Below are 12,848 nucleotides of genomic sequence, written 5' to 3' on the forward strand. Positions count from 1 at the left end.
GGCACCGGCGCCACCGAAGCGGACGCCGACCGACTCTGGCAGGCATACCTGCGTCGCTTCGACATCGAGCACACCTTCCGCCTGTTCAAGCAGACACTCGGCTGGACATGCCCGAAGATCCGCACCCCCGAGGCGGCGGACCGCTGGACGTGGCTCATCCTCGCGGCCTACACCCAACTGCGACTGGCCCGGCCACTCGCAGCCGACCAGCGCCGCCCGTGGGAGAGGCCCGTCTCCTCAGACAGACTGACCCCGGCACGTGTCCGCCGCGACTTTCGGCACATCCGCCCAAAGGCCGTCTGTCCGGCCAGAGCACCGAAACCCACCCGCCCCGGACCTGGACGACCGCCCGGCCGAAAAAACTCCCGACCCACCCCACGCCACGACGTCCACACACCCCGCAAGGCGGGCAACGCCACGTCCCGGAACAAGAAGTCGGCCACTCCGCGACCTCGCCGCACAGGTTAAAGATCAAGCTAGGGGGTGTTTCGAAAGTCCAGTGCGGTGCCCGCGGTGTCCGGTGCGTGCCCTCGGCGTGCCGGACGAGAGCACGCCGACCACATCGTGCTCCTCCAGGGCGGCCGCACGGCCGCCGGGGGAAGTCATGAGGAGCTACTGGAAAGCAGTGCGCTGTATCGCGAGCTGGCCGCGAGCCAGATGCTCAGGGCGGGCGGAAAGTCCCGGAGCAGTCGGGTACCGCGTTCACCGCTGGGCGGCCAGCACGGCCGCGAGGCCCTCGCGCAGGTCATCGACGAAGTAGCCGGGAACCTCCAGCGACGGGAAATGGCCCCCTTTCTCGGGCGACCCCCATCGGACGATCCGCCGGTAGCGCTCCTGTGCCCAGGGGCGTGGGCACCTCTCGATGTCGCGGGGGTAGATCGTGACGGCCGACGGGACGTCGACCCGCAGTTCGGGATCGAGCGAGTTGTGGCTTTCGTAGTAGATGCGGGCCGCCGATGCCCCGGTCCGCGTCAGCCAGTACAGGGTGACGTCGTCCAGGACGCGGTCCCTGGAGATCGTCTCGAACGGGCTGTCCTCGGTGTCCGACCACTCGGCGAACTTGTCGACGATCCAGGCGAGAAGCCCGACCGGTGAGTCGACGAGCGAGTAGCCGATGGTCTGCGGCCGGGTCGCCTGCTGCTTCGCGTACGCCGCGCGGTGACGCCAGAAATGGCGGGTCTCCTCGGCCCACCGGCGCTCGGGGGCCGTCAGCCCGTCCGTCGTCAGCCCGGGCGGTCCCTCCGCGAACGTGGTGTGGATGCCGAGAACGTGGGCCGGGAACCGGCCGCCGAGAACCGTGGTGATGTTGCCTCCCCAGTCGCCGCCGTGGGCCAGGAACTCGCCGTAGCCGAGCCTCCCCATCAGTTCCACCCATGCGGCCGCGATCTTCTCGGTTCCCCACCCGGTGGTGTCCGGCTTGTCGCTGTGCCCGAAGCCGGGCAGCGACGGGACGACGACGTGGAACGCCGGCGCGTCCGCGTCTTCCGGATCGGCCAACTCGTCCACCACGTCGACGAATTCAGCGACACTGCCCGGCCAGCCGTGCGTCACGATCAGAGGAGTGGCGTCCGCGCGCGCGGACCGGCGGTGCAGGAAATGGATCCCCAGACCGTCGATGGTCGTGCGGAACTGGCCGATGCGGTCGAGGCGCTTCTCGAACGCCCGCCAGTCGTACCCGGTGCGCCAGTAGTTCACGAGATCGACGAGGTCGGCGAGCGGAACCCCCTGTTCCCACCGGCGCGGGCCGGGGGCGGCACGGTGGACCGTCTCGGCCTCCGGCAGGCGCGCCGCGGCCAGGCGCGCGCGCAGATCGTCGAGGTCGGCGTCGCTCACATGGGCTTCGAACGCTTGCACGTCGCTGGTCGGACGGGGCATGAGACCTCCAGGCATCGCGGAACCGGCTATGACGGTTCTAACAGAGTGCGAAGTCAAGTCGCAACCGGCTATGCTGGTTCCATGCGTGGTGAGTTTCCTGACTTCCGCCTCGGCAGCGTGCTGGCGACCAGCTTCACCGGGACCCTGTCGGAGCGTCACGGCGACGCCGTGGAGCGCATTCCCACGCCGCACCGGCTCGTCGACTGGCTCTCGGTGTACGGGCTCGCGGTGGACACCTGCACCATTGCCCAGCTCGGCCTCGCTCGTGAGCTGAGGGAAGCGATTCATGCCGCCGCGACAGCGGCCGCGATCCAGGATCCTCTGCCTGCGCAGGCAGTCCGCGTCATCAACGACCGCAGCGCTCAGGGCCGGGCCGCGGCGATCCTGACGCCGGAGGGCGAGCGGCGATGGCGGCTCGGCTCGGCTTCCCGCGTGGAGGACGCCCTCGGCGTGATCGCCGCGGACGCGATCAGCATCATCGCAGGCGAACGAGACGGAAAACTGGCCCTGTGCGCATCGCCGACCTGCCAGGCCGCCTTCTTCGACACCAGCCGGAGCCGCACGCGCAGGTGGTGCGACATGAACACGTGCGGGAATCGTCAGAAGAAGGCGCGCTTCATCGCCAAGCAGGGCGGAAAGCCCGGGGCAGCGCAGTGATCGTGCCTCGGTGAGTCCATGGGAGCCCCCGGCGGCCGCCCCCGCCACGAAGCCACCGACGAGGGCGCACGCGCAGCCCGGGCCACCGGCCCGGACCGGGTCACCAACGGCCTGGCGCGGTCCCGGTGATCGGCTCCGACGGCCTGCCGTCCACCCCTGCGGGCACGTCCCCGGCGAGCATCACGCGGTGCATGATCCGGGGATGATCGAGGTGGGCGGTGTCGCCGGGGGCGAGGTGCATGGTGGCGCGGTTGTCCCAGAACGCCACACTGCCCGGCTCCCAGCGGAACCGGACCGTGTACTCGGGCCGGACCGCCTGCTCCAGCAGCATCTCCAGGATGGCGCCGCTCTCGGGCCGGGAGAGGCCGTCGATCTGCTCGACGTAGTAGCCGTTGACGTACAGGATCCGCTCGCCCGTCTCCGGGTGGACGCGCACCAGGGGGTGCAGCGAGGCGACCTGCCGGTCCAGCAGGTGCCGGACGTACGCGTCGTCGCCGGGCCGTGGCTGGTAGCCGACGCCGAGCCGGTGCTCGGCCCGCAGTCCGTCGACGAACTGCCGTAGCGGCGCGGAGAGTCCGGCGTACGCCGCCGCGAGGTTCGCCCAGGTGGTGTCGCCGCCGTAGGGCGGCACGGTCTCGGCGCGCAGGATCGTCGCGGCGGGCGGGTCGACGCGGGCCCCGTGGTCGCAGTGCCAGCCGCGCAGCAGGGTGTGGCGCCGGCGTCGCAGCCACTCGTCGTGCTCCATACCGAACCGCCCGCCCAGCTCCAGCCGGTCGGCGGTGGTCTCGATCTCGGGGAAGCCCGGGGGCGAGGCCTTGCCGCGCCGGGGCAGCACCACCGGCTCCCCGAAACGCCGCGCCAGGGCCACGTGCCCGGTGTGGTCCAGCCGCTGCCCCCGGAAGAACACCACCTTCCACCGCAGCACCGCCGCCCTGATCGCGGCGACCACGGCGTCATCGAGGTCCGCCGCCAGATCGACCCCGCCGATCTCCGCCCCGATGTACCCGGCGACCGGTTTCACCTCCACCCCGGCCTCCCGCACTGCCGCGTCCGTCGTCGGGCTGTCCGTCGTCATGAGCGCTCCGCTGGTCGTGGGCGTGTTCCCGTCCCGAAGATCGTGACAGTGATCTCAGCCGGGGGCGACCACCCCGCGACACAGGACCTTCGGACCTAACTCGTTAAAGGTCGAGCGCTCGCACACCTTGACAGGCTCGTTCAGCACTCACATCATCTGGGGCATCAATCCACGGCTAACACGAGTTAGGCCCCACATACGATGACCGACTCGCACCTCACCCGTCGCGCCCTGTTGCGGTACGGCGCCTACGGCGCGGGGGCCGCCGCCCTGGCGGGCACCGCCGCGAGCTGGGACCAGCTCACCGGAGCCGACATCCCCGGCCGGGACGACGGCTCCCTCCGTGTCGCCACGCTGGGCCCCGCCTACGGGCCGGAGGCCATCCGCATGCTCCGCGAGGGCTTCGCCGAGCTGCACCCCGACATCGAGCTCCGGATCAACGCCGTCCAGGCCGTCGACTGGTCGGACTTCTTCGCGAAGATCCTCACCCAGGTCGCCGCGGGCACCGCCCCCGACCTCGTCTACGTCGCCACCGAGGGCGTGCAGCTCTTCGCGCAGCGGCTGGGGGTGGCCCTGGACAAGTGGGTCAAGCGGGACGCGGCCGAGCTGAAGGAGTACTTCGCCGATGTCCATCCCTCGCTGGTGGAGTCGATGATGTACGAGGGCAGCCTCCACCAGCTGCCGGTGGAGTTCAACGCGGCCGACATGTACCTCAACCACCAGGTGCTGCGCCGGGCGGGGGCCGGCTTCCCGCCGGCCGACTGGACCCGGGACGACTTCACGGCGCTGCTGCGGGACATGAAGAGCTCGAGCGGCTCCCGCTTCACGCCGTACTTCTGGACCAACCGCCTGTGGGGCGGTGTGGTGCCCTGGTTGTTCGCGAACGACACGAACCTGCTCGCCGAGTCCAAGGCACCCGGTGGCAATTGGCTGTGGGACGGCTTCTACCCGGCCCCGCAACGCAAGGGCCGCGGCGGGGGCTTCCGCTGGACGAGACCGCAGGCCACGCACGAGCGGGTGGAGGAGGTCTACGACTATCTCGCCTCCCTCATCCGGGACGGTCTGTGCACCCGGCCCGAGGGTGGCAACGGCCAGAACCTCATCGGTGTCTTCTCCACGGGCCGGGTCGGGGTCACCCCGGCCGGTGGCTTCTGGGCGGGCGGACTGCACCTGGCCGGCATGGAGCGGGACGGCTTCGACGTGCAGTACTTCCCACGCTGGCGCACCCAGCGCATGCAGTACGGGGCGGCGGGCTACGCGCTGCTGCGCACCTCGACGATGCAGGACGAGGCGTGGGAGTTCATCAAGTACGCCGCCCGCAAGGACGTCCTGGAGCGGCTGTTCGCCACGAACCAGACCACCCCGGCCCGCCGCTCACTGCTGACCGCCGGCCGCTACGCCAAGACCGGCCCGGCGCACTGGCCGGTGTTCTACGACACCCTCGACCGGTTCCCCGACACGGGGCCGATCCCGGCGCCGCCGCAGGTCGCCGAGGTCGAGCAGGTGCTGCTGAAGCACACCGGCACGGCCCTGGCCTCCGCGCGCTCGGTGCGTCCCGCGCTGCGCCGGATGCAGGGCGATCTGGAGAAGGCCATGGAGCGTGACGTATGACGAACACCCGGATACCGCCCGTGCGGGCCGAACGCCCGACGGCCCCGCCCGCCCCGGCACCGCAGGGCTCCTCGGCCCGTGACCGCGGCTCCCGGCTGCTGGCCGCGCTCTTCCTGACGCCGACGATCGTCGGCATCGTCGTCTTCACGGTCGTCCCGATCGTGGGCTCGGTGGTGCTGAGCCTCTTCCACTGGAACGTCATCGACTCGCCGTCCTACGCCGGGCTCTCCAACTACGGCGAGGCCTTCGGCGACGAGACCGTACTGGTCTCCTTCCGCAACACGCTGGTGTTCATGGTGTTCGCGGTGGCGCTGCAACTGCTCGTGGCGCTGACCCTCGCGCTGACCCTGAACGGGCGGATGCCGGTGTGGCTGCGCTCGGTGTTCCGCTCGGCGTTCTTCTTCCCGCTGGTGCTGTCCGCCGCGTCGATCTCGGTGGTGATGAAGTACCTGTTCAACCAGGACTTCGGGGTCGTCAACTGGCTGCTCGGCTTCGTCGGGATCGCGCCGGTGCCATGGCTGACGTCGGAGAACGCGGCGATGGCGACGGTGGTCCTGGTCTACGTCTGGCAGCAGTTCGGCTTCTCGTTCCTGCTGTTCGTGGGCGGGCTGAACAACATCCCGAAGGAGATCCACGAGGCCGCCGCCCTCGACGGAGCCACGGGCCTGCGCAAGCACCTCACCGTCACCCTGCCCCTGCTCTCACCGACCCTGCTGGTCGCCTCGGTCGTCGGCATCATCAACGCCCTCCAGGTCTTCGAGCAGCCGTACGTCCTCACCAACGGCGGTCCCGGCGACTCCACCCGCACGGTCGTGATGGTCATCTACGAGACGGCGTTCGAGCAGCTGCGCTTCGGTGAGGCGTCCGCTGTGGGTGTGCTGCTGTTCGTGCTGATCATGGCCGTCACCGCCCTCCAGTTCCGGCTCAGCCGGCGTTTCGTCCACTACCAGTGAGCCGGGTGAGTCCTCCCATGAGCCAAGCAACCCTCTCCTCCAGCCGGGTGCGGCACGGGCTCGCGCCATGGGCGCGGATCGCCGGCCTGGCCGTGTGCGCACTGCTCACCCTCGGCCCGGTGGTGTGGACGGTGTCCACCTCGCTGCGCACCCCCGCCGAGGCCTTCGACCTGCCGCCGCGGCTCATCCCGACGGACCCCTCCATCGAGGCCTACCGCGGCGTCTTCGACCAGATCGACGTCTGGCTGCTGGCGTTGAACTCCACGCTGGTCACGGCGCTGATCGCCATCGGTCAGATGATCACGGCGGGCCTGGCCGGGTACGCCTTCGCCCGGCTGGAGTTCCGCTTCAAGAAGCCGCTGTTCGGCCTGGTTCTGGCGACGATGATGGTGCCGTTGCAGGTCACCGTCGTGCCGGTGTTCCTGGTGCTGAAGTCGATGAGCCTGACCGACACGCTGCTCGGGCTGATCATCCCGGCGTTCCCGACCGCGTTCGGCACGTTCCTGATGCGCCAGTACTTCCTGGGCATGCCGAAGGACCTGGGCGAGGCGGCGATGCTGGACGGGGCCGGGCCCTGGCGGACCTTCCGGTCCGTCTACGCGCCCCTGGCCGCGCCCGGCCTCGCGATCGTCGGTGTCCTCGCCTTCAACTACCACTGGAACGAGTTCTTCCGGCCGCTGATCCTGGAGACGTCCGGCCAGAACTACACGTTGCCGCTGGGGCTGGTCTCCCTCCAGGGCAACCTCGGCACCGGCTCCGTCTCCGTGGTGCTCGCCGGTGTCGTCCTCTCCATGATCCCCGCCGTCGCCGTGTTCGTCGTCGGCCAGCGCCCTCTGCGTGAGGGCATCACGTCCGCAGGAGTCAACCGTTGAGCCTCGCCGCTCCCCCGCACGACCCGCACGCCCCGCGCTTCCGGGTCCGCCCGCCCGCCAACTGGATGAACGACCCCAACGGGCCCTTCCGCTGGCGCGGCCGCCATCACCTCTTCTACCAGCACAACCCGGAAGCCCCGGTGCACACGAACGTCCACTGGGGTCACGCCTCCAGCGCCGACCTCGCCCACTGGGAGCACCATCCGATCGCGCTCACCCCGACCCCGGGCGGCCCGGACGAAGCGGGCTGCTGGTCGGGGTGCATGGTCGACGACGGGGGCGTGCCGACGGCCGTCTACACCGGGGTCGATCGCCACCACACCGGGCTCGGCACGATCTGCCTGGCCCGCGCGGCGGACCCGGACGATCCCGCGCTGACCGAGTGGACGCCCCTGCCGGCCCCGGTGGTCACAGGTCCGCCCGCCGATCTGGACGTGGTGATGTTCCGCGACCCGTTCGTGTTCCGGTACGAGGGCCGCCGCTGGGCGCTGGTCGGCGCGGGCCACGCCGACGGCACGCCGTCGGTCCTTCTCTACGACTGCGACGATGTGACCGACTGGCGGTTCGCGGGTGTGCTGCTGGACGGCCACGACCCGGCGGCCCGGGCAGCGTTCTCAGACCGCGCGACCGGCTGGGAGTGTCCCCAGCTGTACGCCACGCGGGGTGGTGAGTGGGTGCTGGCGGTGGCGCTGTGGGACGGGCACCCGTGGACCACCGGCTACCTGACGGGCCGTCTGGACGCCGGCCTGCGCTTCACCGCGCGCACCGGCGGCCTGCTCGACCACGGCCGCGACTTCTACGCTCCCGCGGTGCTCCAGGAGCCGGACCGCGCTCTGTTGTGGGGCTGGTCGTGGGAGGCCCGCGAGCAGGACGAAGCCGGCTGGGCCGGTGTCCTCACCGCTCCTCGCGTCGTCGACGTCCATCCGGACGGGGCGCTGCGCGTGTCCCCGGCGCCGGAGCTGCACCGGCTGCGGGCCGCCGAGCCGTTCGTGACCGCTCCGGGCCGTACCGCGCTGCCGGCGGCCTACGATCTGACGGTCGGCGTCCGCGAGCGCGGCACGGTGAGTCTGCTGAGGTCGGCTTCGGGCGCCGAGCTGACCGTCTCCCTGGACCCGGGCGAGGGCACGGTGACGCTGGACCGGGACGGCTGGCCACGGGACCGGGCCGGGGCACCGGTGGTCGTCCGGGTGCCGCCGGGCGAAGAGCTCACCCTGCGGGTGCTCGTCGACGGCTCGCTGTACGAACTGTTCGTCGGCGACCGGGCCACGATCACCGAACGGGTCTACGAACGCGGGGACGACGTCCGGGAGCTGGGTGTGCCCTCCGGGGCGTCCGTCACGGGATGGGCGCTGGTCCCACCGACGCGCGGCTGATCACCGGGCAGGCCAGCCGCCGCACCGTGGCGGGCGGGGTCCGGCCGGTGGCGATGGAGTCGAGGAGCAGCCGCGCGGCGGCCTCCCCCATCGCCCGGTGGGGCAGCGCGACGGTGGTCAGGGGCGGCGCGAGGTGGGCGGCCATGTGCTCCTGGTCGTCGTAGCCCACCACCGACAGGTCACCCGGGACACAGATGCCGAGCCGGGTCGCGGCGTGCAGGACGCCTGCCGCGACCCGGTCGTTGAAAGCGAAGATGCCGGTCGGCCTGAGATCGGGCGGAGCACCGTCGAGCAGGCGGATGGCGCCCTCGTGGCCGCTGGAGATCTCCGCTCCGGTCCGTACGACCCAGTCCCGCGGGACGGTGATGCCCTCGGCGCGCAGCGCGTCGCGGAAGCCCCGCAGCCGCTCCACCGTGGCGATGTCGTTCTGCCCGCCGACGAGCGCGACCCGCCGGTGCCCCTGCTCCAGCAGCAGCCGGGCCGCCGTACGGCCGCCGGCGCGCTCGGCGGGGACGACGGCGGGCAGCGAGTCGTCCTCGGGCAGACAGTTGGCCAGGACGGACAGGGTGCGGTGCAGGCCCTCGGGGACGCGGACGCCGCGCAGGGACATGGCGGCGTAGATGATGCCGTCGACGCGGCGGTCGAGGAGCTCGGCGACCGCCGCGTCCTCCTTGGCCGGGTCGCCGCCGGAGTCGACGGTGAGGACCAGGTGCTCGCCCGCCCAGGCGGTGTCCATGGCGCCGCGCAGCAGGCGTCCCGCGAAGGGTGAGGAGGCGATCTCGTCGGTGACCAGGCCGATCACGGCCGTACGGCTGCGGCGCAGGCTGCGGGCCACGGGGTCGGGGCGGTAGCCGAGCCGGGCGGCGGCCTGCCGGATGCGTTCCTGGGTGGCGGGTGAGAGGTTGCCGGCGGCACGGCCGTTGAAGACGAAGGACACGGCGGTGTGCGACACGCCCGCGAGCCGCGCGACGTCCCGCGAGGTGGGGCGTCCCGACCCCGTCGCCGGCTTCTCCTCGGCGCTGCCCATGCCGTCCGCCGTCCTCATCCCCCACCTGTCCGGTTGATCATTGCTCACCCTATCCGTGACGCTGGAGGGACGACACAGCCGCACGCACAGTCAAAGGGAAGGTCCGACGGTGATCAGCATCCCGACGCACACGCTCAACGACGGTACGACGCTGCCCGCTCTGGGGCTGGGCACCTGGCCGCTCGGCGACGACGAGGCGCAGCAGGCGGTGCTCTCCGCACTGGAGGCGGGCTACCGCCTGATCGACACGGCGACGAACTACCGCAACGAGACGGGGGTCGGCCGCGGTGTGGCCTCCGGGGTGGTGCCGCGCGAGGAGATCGTGGTGACGACGAAGCTCCCGGGGCGGCACCACGGCTACGAGGAGACCCTCGCCTCCTTCGAGGAGTCCCGGGCCCGCCTCGGCCTGGAGTACGTCGACCTGTACCTGATCCACTGGCCGCTGCCGCGCGTGGACCGGTACGTCGACTCCTGGAAGGCCATGATCAAGCTCCGCGAGGAGGGGCTGGTCCGCTCCATCGGCGTCTCCAACTTCACGGCCGGGCACATCGAGCGGCTGGAGAAGGAGACCGGGGTGCTGCCCTCGGTCAACCAGGTCGAGCTGCACCCCCTGCTGCCGCAGGACGACCTGCGCGCCTTCCACGCGGGCAAGGGCATCGTCACCGAGAGCTGGAGCCCGCTGGGCCGGGGAACGCCGCTGCTGGAGGATCCCGCCGTGGGGCGGATCGCCGGGGCGCACGGGGTGTCGCCCGGGCAGGTCGTGCTGCGCTGGCACACGCAGCTCGGGGCGGTGCCCATCCCCAAGTCGGCCAACCCCGAGCGGCAGCGCGCCAACCTCGACGTGTTCGGCTTCGAGCTGAGCGAGGAGGAGATGCGGGCCGTGGGGGACCGGGCGCACCGGCGGGTCGGCGCCGACCCCGAGGTGCACGAGGAGTTCTGACGTGTACCCGGGGCGTGCGCAAGGCGGGAAGGAGCCAGGGGTGGCCGATCGGGACGGGCTGCGGGCGGGCCGGGGCTTCCGGCCGGTCAGAACTCCGGCGTCAGGGACTGTTCGCACCAGATGGTCTTGCCCCGGGTGGTCTGCCGGCTGCCCCAGCGCTGGGTGAGCTGGGCGACCAGCAGCAGGCCGCGGCCGCCCTCGTCGTCCTGGTGGGCCCGGCGCAGGTGCGGGGAGGTGGAACTGCCGTCGGACACCTCGCAGATCAGGGTCTGGTCCCGGATCAGGCGGAGCTGGATGGGCGGGGTGCCGTACCGGATGGCGTTGGTGACCAGTTCGCTGACGACGAGTTCGGTGACGAAGGCCGTCTCGTCCAGGCCCCATGCGGTGAGCTGGTCGGTGGCGGCCTGCCGGGTGGCGGCCACCTCCGCGGGGTCGGGCGTGACGTCCCAGGTGGCGACCTGGTCGGCGCCCAGCGCCCGGGTCCGGGCCAGCAGCAGGGCCACGTCGTCCCCGGGCTCCGCCGGCAGTACGGCCTTCAGCACGGTGTCGCACAGGGCGTCCAGCGAGTCGGCGGGCACGGTCAGTGCCCGGCACAGTTCCTCGGTGGCGTGGTCGACGTCGCGGTCGCGGTCCTCGACGAGTCCGTCGGTGTAGAGGGCGACGACGGAGCCCTCGGGCAGCTGGAGCTCCGTCGCCTCGAACGGCAGCCCTCCCACGCCCAGCGGGGGCCCCGCGCTCATCGGGATCAGCCGGGCGGAGCCGTCGGGCAGCACCAGCGCGGGCGCGGGGTGCCCGGCGGCGGCCAGGCTCAGCCGGCGTGTGACGGGGTCGTAGACGGAGTAGAGGCAGGTCGCGCCGAGTTCGGCGACGTCGTCGCCCTGGTCGTCCGAGGCGAGATGGGTGACCAGGTCGTCGAGGTGGGTGAGCAGCTCGTCGGGTGCCAGGTCGACATCGGCGAGGGTGCGGACGGCGGTGACCAGCCGGCCCATGGTGGCCGTCGAGGGGATGCCGTGCCCCACGACGTCCCCGACGACCAGCGCGACACGGCTGCCGGACAGCGGGATCACGTCGAACCAGTCACCGCCGATGCCGGCCGCCGAGCCGGACGGCAGATAGCGGTGGGCGACCTGGACGGCGGCCTGTCCGGGCAGGCCCCTGGGCAGCAGGCTGTGCTGGAGGGCGAGGGCGGTGGTGCGCTCGCGGGCGAAGCGGCGGGCGTTGTCGACGCAGACCGCGGCCCGGCTGGCGAGCTCCTCGGCGAACACGGCGTCGTCGTCGGCGTAGTCGTCCGGCTGTGCCACGCGCACGGCGACGGCGACACCGAGTGTGGTGCCGCGGGCCCGCAGCGGTACGGCCATCATCGAATGGACGCCCTGACGGTAGGGGCGTCCTTGCGGGGCCCGGGAGTTGCGCTCGGCCACCCAGCGCATGAACGCCGGCTCCCCCGCCTGGCTGACGATGGCCCGGCCCTCCCGCATGGCCCGGGCGATCGGCGAGAACGAGGGGTAGACGTCCACTTCTCCGAGGTGGACGGCCGCCTCCGGGGTGCCTTCGGTGACGGAGCCGTGGGCGACCCGCCGCAGCGTGACCTCCTGGACGGGGGCCGTCGGCGCCTCGTCGGAGCCGAGGACCCAGTCGAACAGGTCCACGCTCGCGAAGTCGGCGAACCGGGGCACCACGACCGAGATCAGCTCCTCGGCCGTGCGGATCACGTCCAGGGTGGTGCCGATCCCGGCGGCGGCCTCGTTCAGCAGGGCCAGCCGCTGCCTCGCCCAGTACTGCTCGGTGCTGTCGAAGGCGGCCAGGGCGGTCCCCACGAGTGCGCCGGCGGCGTCCCGGACCGGCCACATCTCGGTGACCCAGGCGTGCTCGCGGTTGAGGGCCGGTGCGCCGGTGTAGCTCTCGTAGCGCAGCGGCCGTCCCGTCTCGACGACGTGCCGCAGATGCCAGTTGAAGCCGCGGCTGTGCTCCGCCTCCTCCACGGTCTCGGGGAAGTGCCGGCCGAGCAGCGTCTCCTCCGACACGCCCATCACGTGACAGGCGGCGTCGTTGAGCCGTAGATAGCGCTGGTTGAGGTCGAAGACGGACATCGACATGGACGCCTGCTGGAAGGCACGTCCGGCGAGGGACGTCTCCCCGCGGCCGGGCGACGCCACGGTGATCACATAGCCGCCCGCTCTCCCGTCCGGGCCCGTCACGGCGCAGCCGCTGACGCGGAGCCCGACCAGGTAGCCCTCGCGGTGCCGCACCATGACGGTGCCCGACCGGGCGGACACCGCCTCGGCAGGCACCTCTTCGGCGAGCAGCTCCCGTACGGACCGGCCCACGGCCTCCTCGGCCGGGTAGCCGGTCAGCCGCCGGGCACCCTCGCTCCACCCCGTCACAATGCCGCGGGCGTCGATGATCGCAGCAGCGGAGGCGTCCTCCATAGCGTCCAGGATTATCCCTTTGCCGCCCTCTATCAA

10 protein-coding genes and 1 pseudogene are annotated in these 12,848 nt (G+C 71.8%); 7 read left to right on the forward strand and 4 right to left on the reverse strand.

The window, feature by feature from the left end; all coding sequences use genetic code 11:
* Positions 1 to 468 (forward strand): annotated as a pseudogene (locus ACFCXS_RS17735) (transposase); the annotation flags it as partial.
* A gap of 234 nt (positions 469 to 702) precedes the next feature.
* Here the strand turns inward: ACFCXS_RS17735 and ACFCXS_RS17740 are convergent.
* Positions 703 to 1,875, reverse strand: coding sequence for an epoxide hydrolase (locus tag ACFCXS_RS17740; protein WP_376644261.1), 1,173 nt, complete (start codon positions 1,873 to 1,875; stop codon positions 703 to 705).
* A gap of 81 nt (positions 1,876 to 1,956) precedes the next feature.
* Here ACFCXS_RS17740 and ACFCXS_RS17745 point away from each other — a divergent pair, with 81 nt between their 5' ends.
* Positions 1,957 to 2,532 carry a CGNR zinc finger domain-containing protein gene (locus tag ACFCXS_RS17745; protein ID WP_376644262.1) on the forward strand — a complete coding sequence of 192 codons (576 nt, stop codon included), beginning with the start codon at positions 1,957 to 1,959 and terminating at the stop codon, positions 2,530 to 2,532.
* A 100-nt stretch (positions 2,533 to 2,632) separates the two neighbouring features.
* Here ACFCXS_RS17745 and ACFCXS_RS17750 read toward each other — a convergent pair whose 3' ends face one another.
* The gene (locus tag ACFCXS_RS17750; RefSeq protein WP_376644263.1) at positions 2,633 to 3,607 is read right to left on the reverse strand and encodes a TauD/TfdA dioxygenase family protein; all 975 of its coding nucleotides are present in this window, start codon (positions 3,605 to 3,607) and stop codon (positions 2,633 to 2,635) included.
* Positions 3,608 to 3,808: 201 nt separating this feature from the next.
* Here ACFCXS_RS17750 and ACFCXS_RS17755 point away from each other — a divergent pair, with 201 nt between their 5' ends.
* From ACFCXS_RS17755 to ACFCXS_RS17770, 4 genes are read left to right on the forward strand one after another with little or no spacing between them, the layout of a single operon-like run.
* Positions 3,809 to 5,218: an extracellular solute-binding protein gene (locus ACFCXS_RS17755; protein ID WP_376644264.1), complete on the forward strand. Its 1,410-nt coding sequence runs from the start codon at positions 3,809 to 3,811 to the stop codon at positions 5,216 to 5,218.
* Positions 5,215 to 6,171, forward strand: a complete 957-nt coding sequence (locus tag ACFCXS_RS17760; protein WP_376644265.1) for a carbohydrate ABC transporter permease — start codon at positions 5,215 to 5,217, stop codon at positions 6,169 to 6,171. Before ACFCXS_RS17755 ends, ACFCXS_RS17760 begins: the two co-directional genes overlap by 4 nt.
* 17 nt (positions 6,172 to 6,188) lie before the next feature.
* A complete protein-coding gene (locus ACFCXS_RS17765; protein WP_376644266.1) occupies positions 6,189 to 7,043 on the forward strand; it encodes a carbohydrate ABC transporter permease in 855 nt (284 codons plus the stop codon).
* Positions 7,040 to 8,416: a glycoside hydrolase family 32 protein gene (locus ACFCXS_RS17770; protein WP_376644267.1), complete on the forward strand. Its 1,377-nt coding sequence runs from the start codon at positions 7,040 to 7,042 to the stop codon at positions 8,414 to 8,416. Before ACFCXS_RS17765 ends, ACFCXS_RS17770 begins: the two co-directional genes overlap by 4 nt.
* On the opposite strand, the gene ACFCXS_RS17775 is transcribed toward ACFCXS_RS17770, so the two are convergent.
* On the reverse strand, positions 8,379 to 9,443 hold the full coding sequence (locus ACFCXS_RS17775) for a LacI family DNA-binding transcriptional regulator (RefSeq protein ID WP_376644621.1): 1,065 nt from the start codon (positions 9,441 to 9,443) through the stop codon (positions 8,379 to 8,381). The two genes, ACFCXS_RS17770 and ACFCXS_RS17775, sit on opposite strands and share 38 nt — an antisense overlap.
* Positions 9,444 to 9,552: 109 nt before the next feature.
* Between ACFCXS_RS17775 and ACFCXS_RS17780 the strand changes: the two genes are divergently transcribed.
* On the forward strand, positions 9,553 to 10,383 hold the full coding sequence (locus tag ACFCXS_RS17780; RefSeq protein WP_376644268.1) for an aldo/keto reductase: 831 nt from the start codon (positions 9,553 to 9,555) through the stop codon (positions 10,381 to 10,383).
* 86 nt (positions 10,384 to 10,469) lie between these two features.
* Here ACFCXS_RS17780 and ACFCXS_RS17785 read toward each other — a convergent pair whose 3' ends face one another.
* On the reverse strand, positions 10,470 to 12,812 hold the full coding sequence (locus ACFCXS_RS17785) for a SpoIIE family protein phosphatase (protein ID WP_376644269.1): 2,343 nt from the start codon (positions 12,810 to 12,812) through the stop codon (positions 10,470 to 10,472).
* Positions 12,813 to 12,848: the final 36 nt, after the last annotated feature.

The sequence above is a fragment of the Streptomyces sp. NPDC056373 genome, from assembly GCF_042262425.1.
Taxonomy (GTDB): domain Bacteria; phylum Actinomycetota; class Actinomycetes; order Streptomycetales; family Streptomycetaceae; genus Streptomyces.